This is a genomic window from Kitasatospora sp. NPDC059408, assembly GCF_042751525.1.
Taxonomy (GTDB): domain Bacteria; phylum Actinomycetota; class Actinomycetes; order Streptomycetales; family Streptomycetaceae; genus Kitasatospora.
Genome location: NZ_JBHYWI010000029.1, coordinates 52,753 through 74,634 on the forward strand (window position 1 = coordinate 52,753; position 21,882 = coordinate 74,634).

The following is a 21,882-nucleotide window of genomic DNA, read 5'->3' on the forward strand; positions in this document are numbered from 1 at the left end:
AAATCCCGAGGAGGTAGGACGCCGTGCCCGGCCGCCAGACGTCGATCGACACCATCCAGCGCGAGCTGACCGCCTTCGCCCGCCGCGCCCGCCACAAGGCCTCGCAGCTGCACCCCGACCTCTCCCTGGTCACCTACAGCATCCTCGACCTGATCACCGAGCGCGGCGGCTGCCGGGCGGCCGACGTCGCGGCGTACTTCATGCTCGACAAGTCCACCGTCAGCCGGCAGGTCACCGCCCTGGAGCGGCTCGGCCTGCTGCGCCGCGAGACCGACCCGGACGACCAGCGCGGCCAGATCCTGCGCGCCACCGACGCCGGGCTCACCCTCCTGCGGGACGCCAACGAGCAGCGCCGGCTGGCCTTCACCGAGCGCTTCACCGACTGGTCCGACACCGACGTCTCGCGCTTCGCCGACTACCTCGCCCGCTACGGCGCCGAGGGCTGACCCTCCCCGGACGCCCACCGGCCCCCACACCGGACGCCCACCGGCCCCCGCACCCGCCGCCCGCCACCCACCGGCCCCCGCGGACGCCGCCCGGGGTGCGCCGCACCGCCCCCACGGTGTACAGAGGAGAGGTGCCACTACGGCAGCGAGACCGTGACCCGCGCCCCCGCGACCGCCGCCGACCGTGGCGGCTCGACCGCCGCGCGCTGACGGCGCTGCCGCTCGCGCTGATCGTCGTCATCACGGTCGTCGACATCCTCTCGCCGCCGGACATCCACCTCGGCCCGCTGCTGATCGTGGCCCCGGCGCTCACCGCCTCCCTGGCCGGCGCCCGCGCCACGTTCGGCGTCGCCGTGCTCGCGCTCGCCGCGCTCGCCGTCATCGGCGGCGTCCGGGAGGCGGGCCTCACCACCACGAACATCCAGACCCAGCTCGCCGCTCAGCTCGCCGTCTCGGTGCTGATCGTCACCCTGCGGGTGCTGCGCGACCGGCACGAGCGCGAGCTGGCCCGGGTCCGCTCGGTGTCCGAGGCCGCCCAGCGGGTGCTGCTGCGCCCCCTCCCGGACCGGATCGGGCCGCTGCACCTCGCCTCCGTCTACCTGGCCGCCGAGGCCGAGGCACAGGTCGGCGGGGACCTCTACGCGGCGGCCCGCACCCCGACCGGCACCCGGCTCCTGGTGGGCGACGTGCGCGGCAAGGGCCTGTCCTCGCTCGGCGACGCGGCGCTCCTGCTCGGTGCCTTCCGCGCCGCCGCCCACCTGCACGCCGAGCTGCCCGGGCTCGCCGCCTACCTGGACGGCAGCGTCTGCTGGGACCTCGCCCAGCTCAGCGCCCAGGCGAGCCACCGGCGGCTGGTCGGCGGCTCCGGCGACGGGCCCGAGGAGGACGCCGGGGCGGACGACAGCGGCGAGTCCTTCATCACCGCCGTCCTGCTCGACATCCCCGACGACGGCACCGAGGTCCGCCTGATCGACTGCGGCCACCCGCCCCCGCTGCTCCTGCGCGCCGACGGCATCACCCCGCTGGCCGCCGACCACCCGGCGCCGCCGCTCGGCCTCGGCGAACTGGCGCCGGGCGAGTACCGGGTCGAGGTGTTCCCGTTCCGGCCCGGCGACCGGCTGCTGATCTACACGGACGGCGTGATCGAGGCCCGGGACGCCCGCAAGCGCTTCTACCCGCTCACCGAACGCGTCACGGCCTGGCAGGCCGACCGCCCGTCCGTCCTCCTGCACCGCCTGCGCCGCGACCTCCTGGCCCACGTCGGCGGCCACCTGGACGACGACGCGGCGATGGTCGTGGTCGAGCGGCTCCCGGACGACTGACGCACCGGACCGGTCAGGGCTTGTACGGCAGCTGGGGCACGTCGTAGCAGGTCGTCGTCATCGACGGCACCTGGGTGACCCAGCCGCCCGCGCCGCCCCCGGCCGAGTCCTGCCAGCGGGCGGCGTTCAGGCAGGCGCGCACGGGGCCCGCGGGCGGCGGCTCGGGGACGAAGGAGGCGGGCAGGATCAGGCCGTGCGCGTCGTACGGCTCGGCGCGATTCATGAACGCCTCCACGCAGGCCCGGGTGAGCGCCGCGCCGCACGAGTCCATCGCGTCCGTGAGCCACTGGGCGCCCGCCCAGCCCTCCAGCTCCCAGGCGGACAGCTGCGCCGCCCGGTCGGGGTAGTAGCGGGCCATAGCCGCCCGGAAGTCGCGCACCGCCGGGTACTGCTGGTCCTCGTAGTTCAAGCTGGACGAGGTCGCCCAGAGCGCGTTGCGGCAATCGGGTGAGGACTGGTAGTCGGTGCGCACCGACTCCGACCAGTTCTGCACGTTGGTCACCTTCGCCGTCACCCGCGCCCCGGCCTCGTCCAGGGCGCGGCACAGGGCCGCGTTGCCGCGGGTGTCCATGGCGTCGAAGAGTAGCTGCGAGCCGTCGGCGCGGACGGCGGCGGCGACCGCCTGGAAGTTCGGCAGCGCGAAGTCCACCGTCTGGAGCAGCACCCGGTAGCCCTCCGCCTCCAGCCCGGCCTTCAGCTGGGCGGCGTAGCGGGCCGAGTCGGCCTGGTTGTAGGCGACGACGGCGGCGCTGGCCGCACCCAGGCGCTCCTTGAAGAAACGGAACACCTCGGTGCTCTGGTAGAGCGTCCCGTTCCAGCCCACCGACCGCCCGTCGCGCGGGGCCGCGCTGCCGTAGATGCCGTACAGGTGCGGCCAGCGGTCGTAGGCGGTGCCGATCGGCTGCCCGCCGACGTCCGGCACGGCCTTGCCGCTGACGTACGGCGCGCCCGCGTAGTCGAGGACGCTGCCGCTCGCGAAGGCGAAGACGTGGGCCTGGTCGACCAGGCGGTGGACGCAGTCCTGGTTGCCGATGCCGCTGCCGGCGTCGTCGCACGTGACGAGGCGGACGGTGCGCCCGTGCAGGCCGCCGCGGTCGTTGAGGGCTTGGAAGAAGGCCTGGGCGCCGTAGCGCGGGCCGCTGAACACGTCGCTGCCGACCGGACTGGTCAGCGACGTGACGATGCCGATCCGGATCTCGCCGGCGGTGACACCGGTGTCCGAGGCCGGGTTGGCGCCGGACGCGGAGCCGGGACCGGGCCCCGGACCGGACCCCGGGCCTGCGGGGGTGGGGCGGCCGGTGAACGCGCCGTCCGGGAGCCGGGTGCCGCAGGCCGTCAGCAGCAGGAGCAGGGCCAGCAGGACGGCGGGCACCCGGCGGGGGGCGGCGGCCGTCAGCCGCATCCGGGGATCGGGGTGCCGCTGGCGCCGGCGGCCTGGGTGAGGAGGCCGCAGAGCGTGGCGCGGCCGACCTTCCAGGTGCCGTTGTCGAGGACGGCCTGGCCGGAGGCGCTCGGCTCGACGACGGTGCCCTGCAGGGAGAGCGCGTAGGTGACGGTGGCGTCCGTGGCGTCGGTGAACGTCACGTCGGACACCTTGGCCTGCACCTGGCCGACCCGCGGGTCCTGGGAGAAGCCCTGGAGGACGGGGAGCAGCACGTCACCGTTCTGGAGCAGCCTGGCCTTGTCGGCGATGGGGGTGGCCGGGTCGAAGAACTTCTCCCAGTTGGCGGTGACCTCAGCCTTCGCGGCGGCCGGGTCGGCGGGCGCGGTGCCGCTCGCGGAGGCGCCGGGCGAAGCGGCGGAACCGGCACCGGCCACCGCCGACGAGATGGCCGCCGACGCCGAGGAAACGGCCGCCGACGCCGCCGACTTCACCGAGGACGCCGCCGACGAACCGGACTTGCTGCTGCTGCACGCGGCCACCGATCCGGCCAGCAGCAGCGCGAGCAGCGCGCTCGCCGCCGTCCGCAGGACCCTGGGCTTGCCGCTCTCCGTCACAGGCATTGCTGTTCCCTTTCGGGTGTTCCCTCGCGGGTTCGACCTCGCGGGGGTTCGATCTCGCGGATTCGATCTCGCGGAGATTCGATCCGGTGGGTTCGATCCGGTGGTGTCCCGGATGCCGTTCCAGGCCGATCCTGGAAACGTCGCAAGTGACACCATGAAGGCGGATCGATGGACGAATCGCAATCCGGCGGACGAACCACCCGGAACGCCGTGCGGGAGTCCCCCGTCCGGCGCGGCGCCCGTCGGCCGCGGGCCCTGCGGGGCACGCGCGAGTGGGCCGGGTGGCTGCTCGTCGCGGCCGGGGCGGTGCTGTGCGTACTGGGCTGGTACGGGGTGTCCGGCGAGCGCTTCGCCGAGCAGCAGATCCCCTACCTGGCGTCGTCCACGATCCCCGGCGCAGCGCTGATCGTGGCGGGCGCCGTGCTGGTCGCACTGCGGCCGCCGCCCCCGTCCGGGCGCGGCGACCCGACCGATCTCCGGGTGGAGCGGCTGTACGCGCTCCTGGTCGAGCCGAACGATCCGAACGAGCCGGACGAGCCGGACGAGCCGGGGGCTGCCGGGGACCCGTCGTTCTCCCCGGAGTCCGAGAGCCGCGGGTGGCTCGCCGTGCCCGGCGGCACGCACTACCACCGGCCGGACTGCCCGCTCGTCGCCGGGAAGGACACGGCCGTGCGGGTGGACCCGGAGACCGTCCGGACCCGGGGCCTGACGGCCTGCCCGGTCTGCGAGCCGCCCACCACGCCGGACGAGGACCCCGGGGCACCCGGCGGCCCCGCCACCACCACCCGTCCGGGCGAGTCCGCCCCGCCCGCCGGCTGAGCCCCGATGGCCGCCTCCGGCTCGCTCGGCCTCACCGTCGACCTCGCCCTCGCCGGGCTCACCGTCGGCAGCGCCGCCGCGCTCAGCGGCATCGGCCTGGTGGTGTGCCACCGCGCCACCGGCGTGCTCAACATCGCGCAGGGCGCGCAGGCGATGGCCGTCGCCTACCTGCTGCGCGACCTCGTCGTGGTGCGGCACTGGCCGGTGTGGCCCGCCGTCGCGTTCTGCCTGCTGCTCGTCGCCCCCGCGCTCGGCGTGCTGCTGGACGTCCTCGTCTACCGCCCCCTGCAACGGCGCGGCGCCGGACCGGCCGACACGATGGTCGCCGGGCTCGGCGTGTTCGTGCTGCTCATCGGCGCCGTCGTGCTGCTGTGGGGCGCCGCGCCGCTGGCCGGGGCACCCTCGCCGTTCGGCGGCGCGCCGATCCGGCTGCCCGGCGGGCACGCGTTGCGGCCCGACACCGTCGCCCAGCTCGCCGCGATCCTCGTGCTCGCGCTCGCCGTCGCCGCCACCACCCGCTGGACCCGCTTCGGCCTGCACCTGCGCGCCGTCGTCGACGACCGCCGCCTCGCCGGCCTCGCCGGGGTGGACGCCGACCGGGTCTCGGCCGCCGGGTGGGCGTTCGGCTCGTTCACCGCCGGACTGGTCGGCATCGCCCTCGCGCCGTACCTGCTGCTCGACCCGTACGGGCTGCCGCTGCTGGTCATGGAGACCATGGCGGTCGCCGTCGCGGCCCGGCTGCGCAGCATCCCGGTCGCCGTCGCCACCGGGCTCGGCCTCGGCGTCGCCCAGGCCGAGCTCACCCGGCTGCGCCCGGCCGGGCAGTTGCTGCCGCTGGTGGAGGCGGTGCAGTCGAACCTGTTCGTGATCGCCCTGCTCGCCACCGCGCTGCTCGCCGGACCGCGCATCTCCGGCGAACGGGCCGGCTCTCCCGCGTTCTCGGCGCCCGGGGCCGCGGATGGCGGGCGCGGTGCGGCGGCGGTGTGCCTCGTGCTGCTCCTGCTGCCGCTCGGCTTCCGGGGCAACGACCTGCGCAGCGCGCTGCTCGTACCGGCGCTCGCCCTCGTGCTGCTGTCGATCGTCGTCGTCACCGGGTACGGCGGGCAGATCTCGCTCGGCCAGGCGGGGTACGCGGGGATGGGCGCGCTTGGGACGGCGCTGCTGATGTCGGGCCGGGTACCCGGGCTCCCGCCGCTGCCGGCCGCGCCCGCGCTGCTGCTCGCCGTGCTCGCGACCGCGCCGCTCGGGCTGCTCACCGGCTGGCCGGCGATCCGGCGCCGCGGGCTGGCGCTCGCGCTGGTCACGTTCGCGGTCGGGACGGCGATGAGCCGGTTCGTCTTCCAGCAGCCGTACGCGACCACCGGGCTGATCCTCGACCGGCCGTCCTTCCTGGCCGGGGACCGCGCCTTCTACGTCGCCGAGCTCCTGCTGCTGGGGCTCGGGGCGGCGGTCGTGCGCGGCCTCCACCGGGGGCGCCTCGGGCGGGCGCTGACCGCGATGCGCGACCACGAGGCCGGCGCCGTCGCGGCGGGGGTGGACGTGCCCGGGCTGAAGCTGCTCGCCTTCGTGGCGGGCGCGGCGCTCGCGGCGCTGGGCGGCGGGCTGATGGGGCTCGCGGGGCGGGCCTTCGACGCGGCGTCGTTCGACCCGGTGCGTGGGCTGCTGTGGTTCGCAGCGGTGGTGGTCGCGGGGGCGGACAGCGCGCTGGGGGCCGTCCTGGCCGCTGCCCTGCTGATCGGCCTCGATGCGGGCACGGTCGCGGGCGTCTCGGCGGTGGCGGTGGGCGTCCTCGCCGCCGCCATCGGACGGCTCCCCGGCGGGCTGGCGGCCCTGCCCGGCCGCAGGTCCGCTCAGGCGCCGCCGCCACTGCCACCCGGGCGCCTCACCCCGGCGGGCCGGCGGGTGCGGGCGACGATCGCGGGGCGGATCGCGCGGGAGGAGGAGCGGTGAGCGCGGGCACGGCGTCGTGCGGGCGGGCCGCGGGCGCGGCTTCACAGGAGACAGCTGACAACTTTCAGATAACAGATTTTGAAATCTGTTATCTGAAAGTTGTCATGTGTGACAGCGCCGCCGAGGCCCCATGACCGCCCGCCTCACCGCCCGCGGCATCGTGCGCCGCTACGGCGGGATCGAGGCCGTCGGCGGCGTCGACCTCGTCGCGCCCGCCGGGCGGATCACCGCGCTGATCGGGCCGAACGGGGCCGGGAAGAGCACGCTGTTCGACTGCCTGGCCGGGACGGTCCGGCCGGACGCCGGGCGGGTGCTGCTCGGCGGGCGGGACGTCACACGGGTGGCGGCGCACGCACGGGTGCGGCTGGGGCTCGCCCGCACCTTCCAGCAGATCGCCGTCTTCCCCACCCTCTCCGTCACCGACAACGTCCGTGTGGGCGCCGAGCAGCGACCCGACCGGGCGGACGTCCCGGGGCGCACGGAGCGGGCACTCGCGCTGTTCGGGCTGCGGGACGTTGCCGGCGAGTCGGCCGGGGCGCAGCCGACCGGGGCGCTGCGCCTGGTGGAGCTGGCCCGGGCGCTGGCGGGCGAGCCGCGGGTGCTGCTGCTCGACGAGCCCGCGGCGGGGCTGGATTCGGCCCAGACGGCCAGGCTGGTGGCGGTGTTGCGGGGACTCGCGGGGCGCGGGATGGCACTGCTGCTGGTCGAGCACGACGCCGGTCTGGTCGCCGAACTCGCCGACACCGTCTACGCGATGGCGGACGGCCGGGTGGTGGCGGCCGGTCCCGCGGCGGCGGTGCTGGCGGATCCGCGGGTGGCCCGGGCGTGGGGCGGGGTGGCGTGATGCCGGTGGAGATCGCGTTGCGCTCGGCGCGGGTCCGGTACGGTCCGCTCGAAGCGCTGCACGGGGTGGACCTGGCGTTCCCGTCCGGGCTGGTGAGCGTCCTGCTGGGTCCGAACGGCGCCGGGCGGACGAGCGCGCTGCACGCCCTGGCCGGGCTCGTCCGGCTGTCCGGGGGCCGGGTCGTGTGGCGGGGCCGGGACGTCACCGGGCTGTCGGTGCGCCGGCGGGTGCGGACGGGGCTCGCGCTGGTGCCGGCGGAGCGGGCGGTGTTCGCGTCGCTGACGGTGGCCGAGCACCTCCAACTCGCCGGCCCGGGCGGCGAGTCGGCCCTCCGCCTGTTTCCCGAGCTGGCCGCGCTGCTACCCCGCCGGGCCGGCACGCTCTCCGGCGGGCAGCAGCAACTCGTGGCCCTCGCACGGGCTTTGGCCACCGAGCCCGAGGTGCTGCTGCTCGACGAGCCCGAGCGCGGCCTGGCCCCGGCCGTCGTCGCCCGCCTGCACGCCCACCTGCTCACCGCCGGCACCACGGTGATCCTGAGCGCGCAGGAACTCCCCCGCACCCTGGCGGGCGCGGCCGTCGTGCACGTGCTGCACCGCGGCGAGGTCGTGTTCTCCGGCGAGCCGGGCGAACTCGCCGCCACCGGGCCGACCGCTACTGCGCCAGGTACCCGCCGTCCACCGGCAGGACGGCTCCCGTGATGAACGACGCCTCGTCGGAGGCCAGGAACAGCACGGCCGACGCGACCTCCGCCGGGGAGCCGAGCCGGCCCATCGGGTGGAGCTTCTCGATCGCGGTGAGGTACTCGGGCCCGCCGGGTTCGTCGCGCAGCCGGACGACGCGTTCGGTGGTGATGGTGCCGGGGGCGACGGCGTTGACGCGGATGCCGCGGTCGGCCCATTCGACGGCGAGGTGCTTGGTGAGGCCGGAGGCGACGAACTTGGCCGGGCCGTAGACCGCCTGGCCGCGCTGGCCGGCCTCGCCGGAGATGGAGGAGATGCAGACGACCGAGCCGCCGGGCCGCTCCTGGGCGGTCATCGCGGCGATCGCGTACTTGCAGGTGAGGAACATGCCGCGGCCGTCGATGGCCATGACGTGGTCCCAGTCCTCGGCGGTGGCCTCGGTGATCTCCATGAGTGGGAGCACACCGGCGTTGGCGACCAGGACGTCGAGCCGGCCGTTGCGCTCGACGGCGGCGTCGATCATCCGGCGCGCGTCCTCGTCGCGGGCGACGTCGCCGACCACCGTGCCGATGTCGTAAGGGAGTTGGTCGGCGAGGCGGGCCAGGCCGACGGCGTCGACATCGGTCGCGATCACCGCCGCACCCTCGCGGGCGAAACGTTCGGCGACGGCCCGGCCGATGCCGCTCGCCGCGCCCGTCACCACGCAGGACCTGCCCGCGAGCCGTCCGACCCCGCCACCTGTTGCGTTCGCAGTCACCATGACGCCGGACTCTATCGACGAACGGTCAGGAAGGCGTGGATGGCGCCGGGTTGGCCTGCTCCGCGAACGGCGAACGGCGAACGGCGAACAACTTTCAGATAACAGATTTCAAAATCTGTTATCTGAAAGTTGTCAGCTGTCATCCGTGCGCCCCTCACACCGTGAGCACGATCTTCCCCCGCAGGTGCCCGTGCTCGCTCACCCGGTGCGCCTCCGCCGCCTCGGCGAGCGGGAGCACCCGGTGCAGCGGCAGCCGCAGGTCCCCCGCCGCGTGCAGCGCGAGCGCGGCCTCGAACGCGCGGTCGTAGTAGGGCTCGACACCCTCGGCACCGCCGGTGAAGCGCACCCCGTGCTCCGCGGCGCCCACGAAGTCGGCGATCGTCAGCACCCGGTCGGCGCCGCCCGCCAGTTCGATCGAGAGCGGCAAAACCCCGCCGACCCCGGCCGCGTCCAGCACCTTGTCCACGCCGCCCGGTGCGGCGGCCCGCACGCGCTCGGCCAGCCCGTCGCCGTACGCCACCGGGATGGCGCCCAGCTCGCGCAGGTGGGCGTGGTTGGCCTCGCTCGCGGTGCCGACGACCGTGATCCCGCGCGCCCGGGCGAACTGCAGCAGCACGGTGCCGACCCCGCCGGCCGCGCCGTGCACCAGCAGCGTCTCGCCGGGCCGGACGTCGAGGATGGCCAGCGCCCGCTCGGCGGTCTCCGCCGCGACCGGGATCGCCGCGGCCTCCTCCCAGCCCAGCGTGGCGGGCTTGCGGGCCAGCTGGGCCGCGGGCACGATCACGTGCTCGGCGTGCGCGCCGCCCATCACCGCGCCGAACACCTCGTCACCGGTCGCCCACGCCGTGACGTCCGCACCGACGGCCCGGACCACGCCGGACAGTTCGAAGCCGGCGACGAAGGGAAGGGCGGCGGGGAAGACGTCCGCCATCAGGCCGGCCCGGATCTTGTGGTCCAGCGGGTTGACGCCCGCCGCGCGGACCTCGACCAGGACCTCGCCGGCACCCGGGGCGGGCAGGTCGAGGTCGATGGGGCGCAGCACGTCCGCGCCGCCGTACTCGGAGAAAGCGATCGCCTTGGTCATGGGAAAGTCCTTGCCGTGTCGAGGAGTTCGTGGACCCCGTGTTCTCGTACGGCTCCATCCTCGGCGCCCGGCCGGCTTCTCCCGGCCGTCCTTTCGGACGGTTCCACCCCTCCCAATGGCCAGGTCGGCCGGCCGCCCCCGGGGCTAGGCTGGACGGCATGACCGGACTGAGCGCGGACGTGGACTGGCAGAGCATGTGGGGACGTCCGGAGGACGCGCTCGCGCGGGCCGTCGAGGTGCTGCGCGCGCCCCGGCCGACGTTGCTGGTCCGCCTCTCCGAGGTGCTCGGCACGCTCGTGCCGCACGTGGCGGTCGCCCAGCTCAGCGGCATCTGCACGTACTCCCCCGCGAACGCGCTCGGCCTGCCGGAGGTCGCCGGGGAGGTCGTCAGCCTGGAGCTGGCCCGGCTCGCCGAGGCCACCGCCGACGCGACCGCGCAGGGCCGGCCGTGGCAGGGCGAGGCCCTGCTCGCGGGCCGCACCCGGCCCGTCGTGGTGGCCTCGGCGACGCCGGGCACCGGGAGCGCACCGGAAACGGGCAACGCGGCGGGCACCGGCAACGCGCCCGGCACCGGCAAGGCGCCCGACGCCGGCGGCGCCGCCCTGCTGGTGCTGGTCCGCGCGAGCGCCGAGCCGGTGCCCGACGGCGCGCTGGCCGTCCTCCAGCAGCTGTGGGAGCTGCTCGTGACGCACTCGCACCACCGCGCCACCGACGCGGGCCCCAAGCACGCGGCGACGTCCCGGGCCTCGGCGAACGCCCGGGCCCGCGCGATCGCCGAGTTCACCGGCATGCACAGCGCCGCGCTCACCGCGATCCTCGGGCCGCTGCGCTCGCCCGCCCTGGACGACGCGACCGCGCGCCGCAGCGCCGCCGAACTGGCCGTGACGGCGCTGCTGGACCTGCGCGCGGGCGCCGAACTCGACCGGACGCTCAGCGAGGAGCCGGCCGACACCGCGTTCGCCCGGCTGGCGGAGGAGCTACGCCCGCTGCTGCGGCACGGCCGGGTCCGGCTGGACCTGGTGCCCCCGGCGGAGTCCGCCCGGTCCGTCCCGGCGGACACCGCGCACACCGCCCGGGACGCCGTCCGGGCGACCGTCCTCACCATGCTCGACCAGGACGGGGTGACGCGGCTGCACGTGAGCTGGACGTTCGCCGGTGACGTGCTGCGGGCGGTGGTGCGGGACGACGGGCCCGGCCTGCTCGCCGCCGACGCCCTCGCCGTGCACCGCACCGCCGACCGGATCGCCGCCCTCGGCGGCCGGGCCGCCGTGGAGGCCGTGCCCGGCTGGGGCAGCACGGTGACGGTGGACCTGCCGCTCGTGGCGCCCGGACCGGCTCTCGCCGGGGATCCGCTGGACGGCCTGCAGCCGCGCGAGCTGGAGGTCCTGGACCAGGTGGCGCGCGGCCGGCGCAACCGCGAGATCGCCCGGGAGCTGCACATCAGCGAGTCGACGGTGAAGTTCCACGTCGCCAACATCCTGGCGAAGCTGGGCGTCGCCTCGCGCGGCGAGGCCGCCGCTCTCGCCCACCGCGCCGGGATGCCGGCGGCGGCGGGGCTGTACGTCGCGTCGTGACCGACGCTCAGGAGTCGTTCAGCGGTTCAGCGGGCCGCGCCCGGGACGGCGTTCCAGCCCGTGTCATTGGAGCCGGAGTCGGAACCGGCCCCGGAACCGGAACGGACGGCGGTGGCGGAGGCGGTGGCGGTGGCGGCGGAGACCGGACAAGGGACGTACGCAATCATGGACATCTCCCTCGACAAGGGGCCGGACAGCGACCCTGCCGACGATTAAAATCGCCAGCCTCACTCCAGCACAAGCGAAAATCCGAAGGGATGACGTGCCCGAGACAATGTGGGACCCGACCGCCCCCGGCATCCTGCGGCTCCCGTCCGGCCGCCTCCTGCGCGGCCGGGGCCTCAGCCGCCCGCTGCCATCCGGCCCCGCCCCCGACTTCGCGCTCTACCTCCTCGGCCACCGCCCCGCCCCCGTGCCGTGGGAGGCCCGCTGGGTGCGCTGGCCCGACTTCCGCCTGCCCGCCGACCGCGCCGACGCCCGCGCCGCCTTCGGCGAGGCATGGCGGCGCTGCGCCGTCCAACGCGTCGAGGTCGCCTGCCTCGGCGGCCGCGGCCGCACCGGCACGGCGCTCGCCCGCATCGCCGTCCTGGACGGCGTGCCGCCCGCCGAGGCCGTCGCCTACGTGCGGGCGCACTACAGCCCGCACGCCGTCGAGACGCCCTGGCAGAAGCGGTACGTCCGGCGGGCTCTGGAAGACTTGCCCGCATGTGGCACGAACTGATCCTCGAACTGGCCCCGGGCGCCGAGCTCGGCGCCCCGGCCTCCGACGACACGCTGGCGGAGGTCGAGCGGGCACTCGGGCAGCGGGTGCCGTCCGACCTCGCCGACCTGCTGCGGGAGTGCGACGGGGTCGTCCACCGCGGGCTGGACGTCGTGTGGGACGCCGCGCGGATCGCGCGGGAGAACGGCGGGTTCCGGACGACCGAGGACTTCCGGCAGCTCTACATGCCGTTCGAGCCGCTGATGTTCTTCGGGGACAACGGCGGCGGCGACCAGTTCGCGTTCGTCCGCACACCCGAGCGCGATCACGACGTGTTCGTCTGGGACCACGAGACCGACAGCCGCTCGATGGTCGCCGGCAGGCTCCGCCAGTACCTCGAACGGAGCCTCACCGAAGACGGGGACTGGTACCTGTAACCACTGAACGGTCAGGTCTTGCGCAGGTCCGGGGCCGGGGCGCCGATCAGGAGGCGGCGCACGGCGTCCCACGCGGTGCGCATCGCGGCGGCGCAGGCGCGGGTGTCGTCGCCGAGCAGGCGCAGCCAGGCGCCGGCGTCGTGCGGCAGGACGCTGACGCCGTACAGCAGGCCGCGGTCGGCGAGGGCCTCGTGCAGGGTGTCGGCGACCCGGGCGGCCGGGGCGAGCGGCGTGATCGCGTACAGGCTGGCCATGACGTCGTGCCCGGCGAGCACCGCCGGGCCCGAGACGCCCCCGCCGCCCGGCTCCAGGCGGACGGTGTCCAGGGCGACCAGCGGGCCGTCCGGGCGCCGCACTTCGAGGTCGGAGGCGAACACCCGGTAGGCGTTGCGCTCGCCGCGGGCCAGGCGCCCGGCGAGGACGGTCTCGCCGGCGAGGACGGTGGCGGTGGGGTCGACGGTGAGGACGGTGCGCTGGTAGAGGCGGGAGTCGACGAAGGGGATGACGGGCTCGGGCAGGTACTCGACGTAGGCGCGGGGGCCGGCGTGCAGGTTGACGAGCTGCGTCGCGTAGTCGAACTCCATCCGGTAGACCTTGGTGGCCGCCTGGGTGGTGAGGTGCACGGCCGTGTCGGCGCCGCAGTGGAGGTCGGTGCGCAGCCGGTCGGCCTGGAGGATGCCGCCGCCGGTGGACATCAGGAGGGTGACGGCGAGGTCCGGACGGGCGGGGTCGAAGTAGAGCGGGCGCATGATCTGCAGCGGCGACTTCTGGTAGTGGCCGGTGAGTTCGGTGCGGGCGCCGATCTTCTCGAAGGAGAGTTCCAGCAGCCCGACCTTGCCGGGGCGCCCGACCCCGAGGGTGTCGGGCGTCCCGGCGTGCCGACGGACCTCGGCCGGGACGCGGGCCGGCTCGTAGTGCCGGGGGTCGAGCCGCGGTGGCGCCACGTCCGCGGCCACGTCCGGCACGACGTTCGGCGCCGCATCCGTGGCCGCATCCGTGGCCGCATCCGGCGCGACATCCGCGGCCACGTCCGGCGAGATGTCCGGGGCGGCCGTCATGCGGAGACCTTGCGGAAGGTCTCCAGGAAGGCGGCGATCTCCTCCAGTCCTTCGCCGGTCAGGCAGTTGGTGAGCACGACCGGTCCGCCCTCGCGGACGCGGTGGGCGTCGGACTCCATGACGCCGAGGTCCGCGCGGACGTACTGGGCGATGTCGATCTTGTTGATGACCAGGAGGTCGGACTCGGTGATGCCCGGGCCGCGCTTGCGGGGCATCTTCTCGCCCTCGGCGGTGTCCAGGACGAAGAGGAAGAGGTCGACGAGGACGGGGCTGAAGGTCAGGGTCAGGTTGTCGCCGCCGGACTCGTAGAGCAGGGTGTCGACGTCGGGGAAGCGTTCCAGGAGCTCGGCGCCGGCGGCGAGGTTCATCGTCGGGTCGTCCCGGACGGCGGTGTGCGGGCAGGCGCCGGTCTCGACGCCCACGACCCGCTCGGGGTCGAGCACGCCGGCCAGGGTGCGGCGCACGTGCTGGGCGTCCTCCTGGGTGTAGATGTCGTTGGTGACGACGGCCGGGCGGTGGCCGCGGGCGATCAGGACCGGGACGAGGGCCTCGATCAGCGCCGTCTTGCCGGAGCCGACGGGGCCGCCGATGCCCACGCGGAGCACGTTCTCGGTCAAGTTTCCTCCTCTGGTGCGGTGTTGCTCGTGTTTCGCGTTTCGGTGCCGCGCGAGGCGCGGTTCCCGCGGCGGGTCAGCTCATGAACAGCCGGGCCTCGGCCCGCTCGTGCCGTCCGGACATCGCGTCGGCGACCGGCACGCAGCCGCCGAGGTCGGCCAACTCCCGTGCCAGGGCGGCCCGGATGACCTCCTGGAGCACCGGCGCGACCGACCGCAGCACGACCTGCGCCTTGCGGTGGTCGGTCAGCCGCAGCCGCAGCGCGGCGCCGACGAAGCTGGTGCAGAACGCGAACAGGTCGCCGGCGAGGGCCTGTTCGGCCGGGACGCCGGCGGCGGCGTACGCGACCCCGGCGGTGACCGCCTGCGAGCCGGGGGCGCGCTTGTCGGCGACCAGTGCGGCGTACCGCTCCAGGGGTTCGCCGCCGAGCGACTCCCGGGCGATGTCCAGGAGTTGGCGTCCGGTCCGGGTGGAGGCCAGCCGCAGCTCGCGGTTGAGCTTGGTCGCGTGCAGCCGCTCGTCGACCTCGGCGAGCAGTTCCCAGTCCCCGGCCGTCGCGGCGCGGTGGGCGAGGGCGAGCGCGGTGGCGTCGCCCGGGCCCACCGAGTGGCGCAGCAGGTCGGTGAGCAGGTCCGGCATGGTGTCCGGGGTGACGGCCTTGGCCTGGGCGTAGCCCTCCAGCCCGTGGGAGAGGGTGTAGAACCCGCTGGGGAAGGCGGAGTCGGTGAGCTGGAGGCAGACGAGCAGGGCGTCCAGGCCGCCCGGGCCACCGCTGCCCGAGTCACTGCCGACCGGGTCACCATCGAGCTGGTCGCCGCCGACCGGGCCGCTCATGCGAGGTAGAACAGGTGGTTGAGCGGGAGTTCGCGTGCGGGCTCGATGGTGGCGGGCTCGCCGTCCAGGGTGACCTTGTAGGTCTCCGGGTCGACCGCGATCTTCGGCAGGGCGTCGTTGCGGACCATGTGCTGCTTGCCGACCGAGCGGCACCGCTGCACCGGCAGGACGCGGCTGTCGAGGCCGAGCCGGGCCGGGACGCCGAGGTCGACGGCGGCCTGGGACATGAAGGAGACCCGGGTGGCCTGCTTGGCGCGGCCGAGCGCGCCGTACATCGGGCGGTAGTAGACCGGTTGCGGGGTGGGCAGGGAGGCGTTGGGGTCGCCCATGAGGGCCCAGTTGATGACGCCGCCCTTGATGACCATCTTGGGCTTGGCGCCGAAGGAGTTGATCGGCCAGAGCACGATGTCGGCGAGCTTGCCCGGCTCCAGGGAGCCGATGTGGTCGGCGGTGCCGGAGGCGATGGCCGGGTTGATGGTGAGCTTGGCGAGGTAGCGCAGGACGCGGAAGTTGTCGTTGCGGTCGGTGTCGCCGGCGAGCTTGCCGCGCTGGTCCTTGCAGTGGTGGGCGGTCTGGAAGGCGCGGGTGAAGGACTCCCCGATGCGGCCCATGGCCTGCGAGTCGGAGGAGAAGATCGAGATGACGCCCTCGTCGTGCAGGACGGTCTCGGCGGCGATGGTCTCGGCGCGCACCCGGGAGTCGGCGAAGGAGACGTCCTCGGGGATGTCGTGGCTGAGGTGGTGGCAGACCATCACCATGTCGAGGAGCTCGTCGACGGAGTTGACGGTGTAGGGCAGGGTCGGGTTCGTCGAGGACGGCAGGACGTTGGCCTCGCCGGCGATCCGCATGATGTCGGGGGCGTGGCCGCCGCCGGCGCCCTCGGTGTGGAAGGTGTGGATGGTGCGGCCGTCGATCGCGGAGAGGGTGTCCTCGAAGTAGCCGCCCTCGTTGAGGGTGTCCGTGTGGATGGCGACCTGGACGTCGTACTCGTCGGCGACGCGCAGCGCCGTGTCGATCGCGGCCGGGGTGCTGCCCCAGTCCTCGTGCACCTTGAGGCCGCACACGCCCGCCTCGACCTGTTCGCGCAGGGCTCCGGGCAGCGAGCCGTTGCCCTTGCCGAGGAGGCCGACGTTGACCGGGAGGTCCTCGACGGCCTGGTACATCCGGCCGATGTTCCACGGGCCGGGCGTACAGGTGGTGCCGTTGGTGCCGTCGGAGGGGCCGGTGCCGCCGCCGATGAGGGTGGTGATGCCGTTGCTCAGCGCCTCCTGGGCCTGCTGGGGGGCGATGAAGTGGATGTGGGTGTCGATGCCGCCGGCGGTGGCGATCAGGTGCTCGCCGGAGATGACCTCCGTACCGGGGCCGATCACGAGCTTGGGGTGCACGCCGCTCTGGGTGTGCGGGTTGCCGGCCTTGCCGACGGCGGTGATGAAGCCGTCCTTGACCCCGATGTCGCCCTTGACGACGCCGAGGACCGGGTCCAGGACGACGACGTTGGTGATGACCAGGTCGAGCGCGCCCTGGACGGAGGTGGCGGCCGGGTCCTGGGCCATGCCGTCGCGGATGCCCTTGCCGCCGCCGTAGACGGCCTCGTCGCCGTAGTGGCCCTGGTTGAAGTCCTTCTCGACCTCGACCACGAGGTTGGTGTCGGCGAGGTGGAAGCGGTCGCCGACGGTGGGTCCGAACAGGTCGGTGTACTGCTTGCGGGAGAGCATGGCCATCAGAGGGTGCCTTCCTTGCGGTCGTCCTTGCGGTCGTCCTTGCGGTCGAGTTCGGTGCCCTTGAAGCCGAGCGCGATCGCCCGGCCGATGGCGCGGGCGCGGGTGTCGGCGGACTTGATGCCGCCGTCGACGAGGTTGGCGAAGCCGACCAGGCGGCCGTGCCCGCCGAACTCGGCGAGCGTGACGTCCAGGGTGACGCCGGGCTCGAAGCGCACGGCGGTGCCGGCCGCGATGTCCAGGTGCTTGCCGTAGGCGGCGTTGCGGTCGAAGTCGAGGGCGCGGTTGGCCTCGAAGAAGTGGTAGTGGGAACCGACCTGGATCGCCCGGTCGCCCGTGTTGCTGACCGTGACGGTGACCGTGGCGCGGCCGGCGTTGATCTCCACCGGGTCGTCGCCGTACAGGTACGTGGCGCCACCAGACATGGCTGGCCCTTCCTCTCCCTCGGTTCAGTGGGTTCGTTCAGTGATGCGTGTGGACGTGCGTGTGGCTGTGCGCGGAAGCGTGGCTGTGCCCAGGACCTTGACCCTGCCCAGGAGCGTGACCGTGGCCCGCGCCCGGGCCGTGGCTGTGGGCGTAGCCGTGCCCGTGCTCCGCGTCGAGTCCGGCCGCGACGCCGTCCTCGCCGTGGCCGAGCAGGTGCAGGGCCGCCGCCGTGCGGGCCGCGACCACCCCCGCGATCGCGGCGGGGCGCAGCAGCGGTCCGCCGTCGCGGACGCCGGCCGGTGCCGGCGGCGCGACCGCCCGTCCGAAGGAGGCCGGGACGGCGGTGACCGTGCGGGCGCCGAGGAGGCGGCAGCGTTCGGCGCCCTCGGCGGGGTCGGGGTCGCCGCCCGTGAGGGCCACCTCGACCAGGCGGTGGTGCCCGTACTGGCGGACGAGCCGGGCGATCCGGAAGAGCTCGGCGTCCTCGAACGGTCCGGCCGCCGGGGCGGTGACCAGGATCGCGCCGTCCGGGTCGGGGTCGGTGCCGGCCGCGGCGCGCAGCCAGCCGACGAGGTGTTCGGCGGCGCCGAACGGCGCGGTGAGGGCGAGCCGGCCGCGGGCCTCGCCGGCGGCGAGCCAGTGCAGGGCGCGGGCGCTGTCGGCGACGAGCTTCGGGTCGCGGCCGAGCGTCATGGGGACGACGCACACCGGTCCGTCGGTGGCGGCGAGCGCCGAGCGGACGGCCGCGGCGAGGTCGCGTCCCGGGGCGGCCGCCGCGTGGATCGCGGGCCCGCGCTCCACCAGGGGGGCGAGGTCGCGGGCGTGGCCGCTCTCGTGGCCGCCGGCCAGCACCACGGTGGCGGCCCGGCGGTCGGCGGTCACTCAGGCACCGACCGGGTCGTGGCAGGAGACGAGCTTGGTGCCGTCGAGGAAGGCGGCCTCGACCTGGAGCAGCGGGAGCATCTCGCGCACGCCGGGCATGACGTCGGCGCTGCCGATGACCTGCTTGCCGATCTCCATGCACTCGGCGACGGTGCGTCCGTCCCGGGCGCCCTCCATGATGGCCTCGCTGATCAGTGCGCAGGCCTCGCTGTAATTCAGCTTCACGCCGCGGTCGCGGCGTTTGCGGGCCAGATCGGCCACGACGTAGATGTACAGCTTGTCCATCTCGCGCGGGGACAGGTTCACGGGGATCACGCTTCCTTTCCGGCATTTCGAAGAGGCTTCGAAGAAACGCGGGGGAGTTCGGGGAATGGGACGGACCCTCAGATTCGGCGCAGCCGCGGAACGGCCGGCACCGCCGCGAGGAACAGCACTGTGGTAACGACGAACGGCCATGTGAAGGCATGGCTGCCGAAGGGTGCGGCGACGGCGTCGATCGCCGGGGTCAGCACGGTCGCGGCGACCGCGCCGAGCAGCGCGTAGGCCGCGCTCCACGCTCCGGGGGCGACGAACACCCCGCAGAGGGCCATCGCCACCAGCACGCCGTTGTAGCCCAGCAGTCCCTCGCCGACGGCTTCGGCGGGGGCGCCGAGGGCCCAGGCGGTGACCAGCGAGGTGGCGCTGCCCGCGCAGGCCGTGAGGGCGGCGAGGCGGCTGGCCGCGAGGAGCCCGGCGAGGAACAGCAGGCCGACGTACCACTGGGACATGAAGAAGATCTGGCCGATGTTGGCGAAGAAGCCGTGCCACAGCTGGTCCCAGGTCGGCCCGGTGGGGCCGGTGGCGGGCAGGGGCAGGGCGGCCGGGGTGGGGGCGCCGTGCCACAGCTGACGGAAGCCCGGCGCCGCCGCCGTGGTCGCGGTGGCGACGAGGCAGAACGGCTCGGTGAGCACGGGCAGCCGCCGGGCGGCGAGCAGGGTGGTGAGGCCCGCGGTGAGGACGACGGAGACGACGGCGCCGAGCACCGCGACGACGAGGGTCGCCGGGTGTCCGGGGTCGAGGAAGACCGCGCAGCTCAGGGCCACGAGGCAGCCGTTGTAGCCGTGCAGCCCCGCTCCCACGGCCGCGGGTGCCAGCTGCAATCCGTACGCGGTGCCGGTGCCGACGACGCTGCCGAGCAGGCCGTAGACGCCGTACTGCCAGCCGGCGGCGAAGAGTGCGGCCACGAAGAAGAGGCCGCACACGGCCGACGGCAGGAAATCCACCTGGGCGATTCCGCGCAGGACTTCGATCCCCAGCCTGAGGGATATCGGGCGAGTGGCCGCCGGAGCCGCCGGTTCGTCCTTTTCCTGAGCCATTCGTCGCACCAATTCCCGCTACGGCTTTCCACCGCAAGGCGAAGTTCCCCGCGAAGCTGTTCGACGTGCCCTTACGAACGACTCGCGATTCCGTCGGAACCGTACTCCTGCGGATCGCCGACATGCTCGCACACACCAGGTTACGGGCGAATGACAATTGGTGATCAACCCGCCCCTGAGCTGCAACAATCTGTTGAATCTGCAGGTCGAAGGCCCCCCTGAAGACGTCCATTCTTTGCGAAGTTTTACTCATGGCTGCCGCGACGGAGAAGGTGGCCAGGCCGATGAATTCCACCCGAATCAACTCCTGACCGGCAATTCGGACACCCTGCACCGCGAACCGGCGGCCCGAAAACGCCCGCCGTCCCGGGTAAGCGGTTCCGCCCCCGGGTGGGCTCCGGGAGGGTGAGGAGGTGCTCATGGGAGAACCGAAGAACGACCGGGACGACGGGTTCCGGGCCTTCATCGTCGCGGCCTGGCCACGGCTGCTGCGGACGGCCTACCTGCTGACCGGCGAGCAGTACGCCGCCGAGGACCTGGTGCAGTCCGCCGCCGAGCGGGCCTGCGCGTCCTGGCACAGGGTGCGCCGCGCCGACGACGCGTACGCCTACGTCCGCCGGATCCTGGTCAACCGGCACGCCCGCCACCACCGGCGCCGGCCGCCCGAGCTGCTGGTCGACGCCGTGCCGGACGCGCCCGGCACGGAGGACGGCTACCGCCGCTCCGACCAGCGCTCGGCGCTGCTGACCGCCCTGGCCACGCTGCCGCCCCGGCAGCGGGAGGCCGTGGTGCTGCGGCACTGGGAGGACCTGAGCGACAGCCAGGCCGCCGCGGCGATGGGCTGCTCGACGGGAGCCGTGCGCAGCCACGCGGCGAAGGGGATAGCGAAGCTGCGGCAGACCGCGGCGCTGAGGGAACTCACCGACATGACGCACATCGGAGGCCAGGCATGACCGGCAACGAGGGCTTTGAGGGCAACGGCGGCGACGGGCAGGACCTGTGGGTCGGACTCGAACTGGCCGACGCGGCGGCCGGGGCCGCGGTCGGCCCGGTGCCGGTGGACCGGATCGTGGCGGGCGGGCGCCGCATCCGGCGCCGCCGCCGGGCGGTCGTGGGCGCGGTCGCGCTGACCGCGGTGGTGGTCCTGGGCGGCGGCGCGTTCGCGGGCCTGGGCGGGCGGACGGCGGGCGGCACGACGATCGGCGCGGCCGGCGGCGCACCGCTGTCCGCACCGACACCCGCGGCGACGTCCGGCTCCACGCCCTCCGTGTCGACGGCGGCGCGGGATCCCCTGAGCCCCCTCCGCGTGGTGCTCGCGGAGGGCACCGCCAACGGCAAGGAGTGGAAGGTTTGGGCGGCGCTGTGGACGCTCGCGCCGAAGGAGGAGGCGTTCCGGCAGGCGCAGGCCATCGCCGCGGAGCGGCGCGCGGTCGACCCCGAGGTGCCGGAGCCGACGGAGGCGTACGTCCGGCAGTACTGGCAGCCCCACGACGACGTCGTGAACCTCTACTTCACGGTCGGCGGCGTCCGGCTGCCGCACGACCAGGTGTTCACCACGCGCTCCGCCACCCAGGCCCCGCCCCCCGGAGGCGAGGCGCTCACCGGCACCAGCCTCGGCCACTGGGGCAAGGACGACACCGCGGCACCGGCGGACGTGGCGGTGGTCTCGGTCGCCCCCGACGTCGCCAGGGTCGCGGTGACCTGGGCGGACGGCACGACCACGGAGCCGCCGCTGGTCACCGTCGCGGACTCGCCGATCCGCTGGGTCGCGGTGCCCCGCAAGGCCGGTACCCGGGCCGAGACCTGGCGGCAGTTCGGCCGCGACGGCGCCGAGCTCCCGAACCGCGAGCTCGGCTTCCTGAAGTGACGGCGGGCTTCCCGGCGTGAACCGAAGGACACGCCCCGGCGCCGGCGTCGTCCGGTCCGCGGCGGGTAGAGGGTCGGACATGGATGCGATATTGGTGGAAGAGGACTTCGCCCACATCGACGGCACCGACATGAACGCGATCCTCGAACTGCTCGGCCGGCTGGGCCTCGACGCCGAGCCGACCGCGCCGCGCGGCGGCGGCCGGGGCCGCCAGTGGGAACTGACGATGCACTGGCAGACGCATGGTCCCATCTCGGAGGCCACCGAGAACGGGCTGCGCGACACGGCCGGCCGGATCAGGGAGCACTTCGTCGCCGTCGGCAAACGGGCCCCGTCGAAGGTCGTCCTGTGCGGGCGGGACGGGCTCGTGCTCCGGACCTTCCAGTAACCCGCCCGTGCCTCCGTAGCGGGAGTGGGGAGTGGGGGGGGGCGCCCTACCCCACCCCCCCCCCCCAAGCCCCCCCGGCCCAAGCCCCCGCCCGCGAGGGACCCCAGCAGCAAAAACCA

25 protein-coding genes are annotated in these 21,882 nt (G+C 74.5%); 12 read left to right on the forward strand and 13 right to left on the reverse strand.

Features of this window, described 5'->3' with window-relative positions:
• Positions 1–23 precede the first annotated feature (23 nt).
• Together ACFXDE_RS20660 and ACFXDE_RS20665 are read left to right on the forward strand one after the other, a co-directional pair.
• The gene (locus ACFXDE_RS20660) at positions 24–446 is read left to right on the forward strand and encodes a MarR family winged helix-turn-helix transcriptional regulator (protein ID WP_380496151.1); all 423 of its coding nucleotides are present in this window, start codon (positions 24–26) and stop codon (positions 444–446) included.
• A gap of 131 nt (positions 447–577) precedes the next feature.
• A complete protein-coding gene (locus ACFXDE_RS20665) occupies positions 578–1,768 on the forward strand; it encodes a PP2C family protein-serine/threonine phosphatase (protein WP_380436122.1) in 1,191 nt (396 codons plus the stop codon).
• A 13-nt stretch (positions 1,769–1,781) separates the two neighbouring features.
• Here ACFXDE_RS20665 and ACFXDE_RS20670 read toward each other — a convergent pair whose 3' ends face one another.
• Both ACFXDE_RS20670 and ACFXDE_RS20675 read right to left on the reverse strand, forming a co-directional pair.
• Positions 1,782–3,170, reverse strand: a complete 1,389-nt coding sequence (locus ACFXDE_RS20670; RefSeq protein ID WP_380496154.1) for an ABC transporter substrate-binding protein — start codon at positions 3,168–3,170, stop codon at positions 1,782–1,784.
• A complete protein-coding gene (locus tag ACFXDE_RS20675; RefSeq protein ID WP_380436116.1) occupies positions 3,161–3,772 on the reverse strand; it encodes a hypothetical protein in 612 nt (203 codons plus the stop codon). Before ACFXDE_RS20675 ends, ACFXDE_RS20670 begins: the two co-directional genes overlap by 10 nt.
• Before the next feature lie 168 nt (positions 3,773–3,940).
• Here ACFXDE_RS20675 and ACFXDE_RS20680 point away from each other — a divergent pair, with 168 nt between their 5' ends.
• The 4 genes from ACFXDE_RS20680 (at position 3,941) to ACFXDE_RS20695 (ending at position 8,083) form a co-directional block, all read left to right on the forward strand.
• Positions 3,941–4,591 carry a hypothetical protein gene (locus ACFXDE_RS20680; protein ID WP_380496156.1) on the forward strand — a complete coding sequence of 217 codons (651 nt, stop codon included), beginning with the start codon at positions 3,941–3,943 and terminating at the stop codon, positions 4,589–4,591.
• Positions 4,592–4,597: 6 nt separating this feature from the next.
• Entirely contained in the window at positions 4,598–6,541 is a 1,944-nt protein-coding gene (locus ACFXDE_RS20685) for an ABC transporter permease (protein WP_380496158.1), read from the forward strand.
• 130 nt (positions 6,542–6,671) lie between these two features.
• Positions 6,672–7,385 carry an ABC transporter ATP-binding protein gene (locus tag ACFXDE_RS20690; protein ID WP_380496160.1) on the forward strand — a complete coding sequence of 238 codons (714 nt, stop codon included), beginning with the start codon at positions 6,672–6,674 and terminating at the stop codon, positions 7,383–7,385.
• On the forward strand, positions 7,385–8,083 hold the full coding sequence (locus ACFXDE_RS20695) for an ABC transporter ATP-binding protein (protein ID WP_380496163.1): 699 nt from the start codon (positions 7,385–7,387) through the stop codon (positions 8,081–8,083). The genes ACFXDE_RS20690 and ACFXDE_RS20695 overlap by 1 nt, the downstream gene beginning before the upstream one ends.
• Here ACFXDE_RS20695 and ACFXDE_RS20700 read toward each other — a convergent pair.
• Positions 8,037–8,825: an SDR family NAD(P)-dependent oxidoreductase gene (locus ACFXDE_RS20700; RefSeq protein WP_380436106.1), complete on the reverse strand. Its 789-nt coding sequence runs from the start codon at positions 8,823–8,825 to the stop codon at positions 8,037–8,039. The genes ACFXDE_RS20695 and ACFXDE_RS20700 overlap by 47 nt on opposite strands.
• Before the next feature lie 154 nt (positions 8,826–8,979).
• Positions 8,980–9,909 (reverse strand): NADP-dependent oxidoreductase, encoded by a 930-nt coding sequence (locus ACFXDE_RS20705; RefSeq protein WP_380496165.1) that lies wholly within the window; start codon positions 9,907–9,909, stop codon positions 8,980–8,982.
• 158 nt (positions 9,910–10,067) lie between these two features.
• On the opposite strand from ACFXDE_RS20705, the gene ACFXDE_RS20710 reads away from it, so the two are divergent.
• The gene (locus ACFXDE_RS20710) at positions 10,068–11,483 is read left to right on the forward strand and encodes a LuxR C-terminal-related transcriptional regulator (protein ID WP_380496167.1); all 1,416 of its coding nucleotides are present in this window, start codon (positions 10,068–10,070) and stop codon (positions 11,481–11,483) included.
• Between the two features lie 26 nt (positions 11,484–11,509).
• On the opposite strand, the gene ACFXDE_RS20715 is transcribed toward ACFXDE_RS20710, so the two are convergent.
• The gene (locus tag ACFXDE_RS20715; RefSeq protein WP_380496169.1) at positions 11,510–11,650 is read right to left on the reverse strand and encodes a hypothetical protein; all 141 of its coding nucleotides are present in this window, start codon (positions 11,648–11,650) and stop codon (positions 11,510–11,512) included.
• 107 nt (positions 11,651–11,757) lie between these two features.
• Between ACFXDE_RS20715 and ACFXDE_RS20720 the strand changes: the two genes are divergently transcribed.
• Positions 11,758–12,204 (forward strand): protein phosphatase, encoded by a 447-nt coding sequence (locus ACFXDE_RS20720; protein WP_380496230.1) that lies wholly within the window; start codon positions 11,758–11,760, stop codon positions 12,202–12,204.
• A complete protein-coding gene (locus tag ACFXDE_RS20725) occupies positions 12,189–12,620 on the forward strand; it encodes an SMI1/KNR4 family protein (protein ID WP_380496171.1) in 432 nt (143 codons plus the stop codon). Before ACFXDE_RS20720 ends, ACFXDE_RS20725 begins: the two co-directional genes overlap by 16 nt.
• A gap of 11 nt (positions 12,621–12,631) precedes the next feature.
• On the opposite strand, the gene ACFXDE_RS20730 is transcribed toward ACFXDE_RS20725, so the two are convergent.
• The 8 genes from ACFXDE_RS20730 to ACFXDE_RS20765 form a co-directional block, all read right to left on the reverse strand.
• Positions 12,632–13,678, reverse strand: coding sequence for an urease accessory protein UreD (locus ACFXDE_RS20730; protein ID WP_380496173.1), 1,047 nt, complete (start codon positions 13,676–13,678; stop codon positions 12,632–12,634).
• Entirely contained in the window at positions 13,675–14,295 is a 621-nt protein-coding gene (gene ureG / locus ACFXDE_RS20735) for an urease accessory protein UreG (RefSeq protein ID WP_380436091.1), read from the reverse strand. Before ureG ends, ACFXDE_RS20730 begins: the two co-directional genes overlap by 4 nt.
• Positions 14,296–14,368: 73 nt before the next feature.
• Positions 14,369–15,127, reverse strand: a complete 759-nt coding sequence (locus ACFXDE_RS20740) for an urease accessory protein UreF (RefSeq protein WP_380496175.1) — start codon at positions 15,125–15,127, stop codon at positions 14,369–14,371.
• Positions 15,124–16,848 (reverse strand): urease subunit alpha, encoded by a 1,725-nt coding sequence (gene ureC, locus ACFXDE_RS20745; RefSeq protein WP_380496177.1) that lies wholly within the window; start codon positions 16,846–16,848, stop codon positions 15,124–15,126. Before ureC ends, ACFXDE_RS20740 begins: the two co-directional genes overlap by 4 nt.
• Complete coding sequence (locus ACFXDE_RS20750) at positions 16,848–17,270, reverse strand: urease subunit beta (protein WP_380436085.1); 423 nt, start codon at positions 17,268–17,270, stop codon at positions 16,848–16,850. Before ACFXDE_RS20750 ends, ureC begins: the two co-directional genes overlap by 1 nt.
• 37 nt (positions 17,271–17,307) lie before the next feature.
• Positions 17,308–18,153, reverse strand: a complete 846-nt coding sequence (locus tag ACFXDE_RS20755) for a cobalamin biosynthesis protein CbiX (protein WP_380496179.1) — start codon at positions 18,151–18,153, stop codon at positions 17,308–17,310.
• Positions 18,154–18,459: an urease subunit gamma gene (locus ACFXDE_RS20760; RefSeq protein ID WP_380436081.1), complete on the reverse strand. Its 306-nt coding sequence runs from the start codon at positions 18,457–18,459 to the stop codon at positions 18,154–18,156.
• A 77-nt stretch (positions 18,460–18,536) separates the two neighbouring features.
• On the reverse strand, positions 18,537–19,508 hold the full coding sequence (locus ACFXDE_RS20765) for an urea transporter (protein ID WP_380436079.1): 972 nt from the start codon (positions 19,506–19,508) through the stop codon (positions 18,537–18,539).
• A gap of 419 nt (positions 19,509–19,927) precedes the next feature.
• Between ACFXDE_RS20765 and ACFXDE_RS20770 the strand changes: the two genes are divergently transcribed.
• The 3 genes from ACFXDE_RS20770 to ACFXDE_RS20780 all read left to right on the forward strand — a co-directional run bounded on the left by ACFXDE_RS20770 (position 19,928) and on the right by ACFXDE_RS20780 (position 21,763).
• Positions 19,928–20,461, forward strand: a complete 534-nt coding sequence (locus ACFXDE_RS20770) for a SigE family RNA polymerase sigma factor (RefSeq protein ID WP_380496182.1) — start codon at positions 19,928–19,930, stop codon at positions 20,459–20,461.
• Positions 20,458–21,375: a hypothetical protein gene (locus ACFXDE_RS20775; protein ID WP_380496185.1), complete on the forward strand. Its 918-nt coding sequence runs from the start codon at positions 20,458–20,460 to the stop codon at positions 21,373–21,375. The genes ACFXDE_RS20770 and ACFXDE_RS20775 overlap by 4 nt, the downstream gene beginning before the upstream one ends.
• A 79-nt stretch (positions 21,376–21,454) precedes the next feature.
• Entirely contained in the window at positions 21,455–21,763 is a 309-nt protein-coding gene (locus ACFXDE_RS20780; protein ID WP_380496187.1) for a hypothetical protein, read from the forward strand.
• Positions 21,764–21,882: the final 119 nt, after the last annotated feature.

What these genes read in the sequence shown, in the direction of transcription:
- ACFXDE_RS20750 (WP_380436085.1), bottom strand. Translation starts at nt 17,270, where the DNA reads ATGTCTGGTGGCGCCACGTACCTGTACGGCGACGACCCGGTGGAGATC.
- ACFXDE_RS20680 (WP_380496156.1), top strand. Translation starts at nt 3,941, where the DNA reads ATGGACGAATCGCAATCCGGCGGACGAACCACCCGGAACGCCGTGCGG.
- ACFXDE_RS20700 (WP_380436106.1), bottom strand. Translation starts at nt 8,825, where the DNA reads ATGGTGACTGCGAACGCAACAGGTGGCGGGGTCGGACGGCTCGCGGGC.
- ACFXDE_RS20780 (WP_380496187.1), top strand. Translation starts at nt 21,455, where the DNA reads ATGGATGCGATATTGGTGGAAGAGGACTTCGCCCACATCGACGGCACC.
- ACFXDE_RS20765 (WP_380436079.1), bottom strand. Translation starts at nt 19,508, where the DNA reads ATGGCTCAGGAAAAGGACGAACCGGCGGCTCCGGCGGCCACTCGCCCG.
- ACFXDE_RS20715 (WP_380496169.1), bottom strand. Translation starts at nt 11,650, where the DNA reads ATGATTGCGTACGTCCCTTGTCCGGTCTCCGCCGCCACCGCCACCGCC.
- ACFXDE_RS20720 (WP_380496230.1), top strand. Translation starts at nt 11,758, where the DNA reads ATGTGGGACCCGACCGCCCCCGGCATCCTGCGGCTCCCGTCCGGCCGC.
- ACFXDE_RS20770 (WP_380496182.1), top strand. Translation starts at nt 19,928, where the DNA reads ATGGGAGAACCGAAGAACGACCGGGACGACGGGTTCCGGGCCTTCATC.
- ACFXDE_RS20675 (WP_380436116.1), bottom strand. Translation starts at nt 3,772, where the DNA reads ATGCCTGTGACGGAGAGCGGCAAGCCCAGGGTCCTGCGGACGGCGGCG.
- ACFXDE_RS20710 (WP_380496167.1), top strand. Translation starts at nt 10,068, where the DNA reads ATGACCGGACTGAGCGCGGACGTGGACTGGCAGAGCATGTGGGGACGT.
- ureC (WP_380496177.1), bottom strand. Translation starts at nt 16,848, where the DNA reads ATGGCCATGCTCTCCCGCAAGCAGTACACCGACCTGTTCGGACCCACC.
- ACFXDE_RS20730 (WP_380496173.1), bottom strand. Translation starts at nt 13,678, where the DNA reads ATGACGGCCGCCCCGGACATCTCGCCGGACGTGGCCGCGGATGTCGCG.
- ACFXDE_RS20670 (WP_380496154.1), bottom strand. Translation starts at nt 3,170, where the DNA reads ATGCGGCTGACGGCCGCCGCCCCCCGCCGGGTGCCCGCCGTCCTGCTG.
- ACFXDE_RS20690 (WP_380496160.1), top strand. Translation starts at nt 6,672, where the DNA reads ATGACCGCCCGCCTCACCGCCCGCGGCATCGTGCGCCGCTACGGCGGG.
- ACFXDE_RS20725 (WP_380496171.1), top strand. Translation starts at nt 12,189, where the DNA reads ATGTGGCACGAACTGATCCTCGAACTGGCCCCGGGCGCCGAGCTCGGC.
- ACFXDE_RS20775 (WP_380496185.1), top strand. Translation starts at nt 20,458, where the DNA reads ATGACCGGCAACGAGGGCTTTGAGGGCAACGGCGGCGACGGGCAGGAC.
- ACFXDE_RS20705 (WP_380496165.1), bottom strand. Translation starts at nt 9,909, where the DNA reads ATGACCAAGGCGATCGCTTTCTCCGAGTACGGCGGCGCGGACGTGCTG.
- ACFXDE_RS20695 (WP_380496163.1), top strand. Translation starts at nt 7,385, where the DNA reads ATGCCGGTGGAGATCGCGTTGCGCTCGGCGCGGGTCCGGTACGGTCCG.
- ACFXDE_RS20740 (WP_380496175.1), bottom strand. Translation starts at nt 15,127, where the DNA reads ATGAGCGGCCCGGTCGGCGGCGACCAGCTCGATGGTGACCCGGTCGGC.
- ACFXDE_RS20685 (WP_380496158.1), top strand. Translation starts at nt 4,598, where the DNA reads ATGGCCGCCTCCGGCTCGCTCGGCCTCACCGTCGACCTCGCCCTCGCC.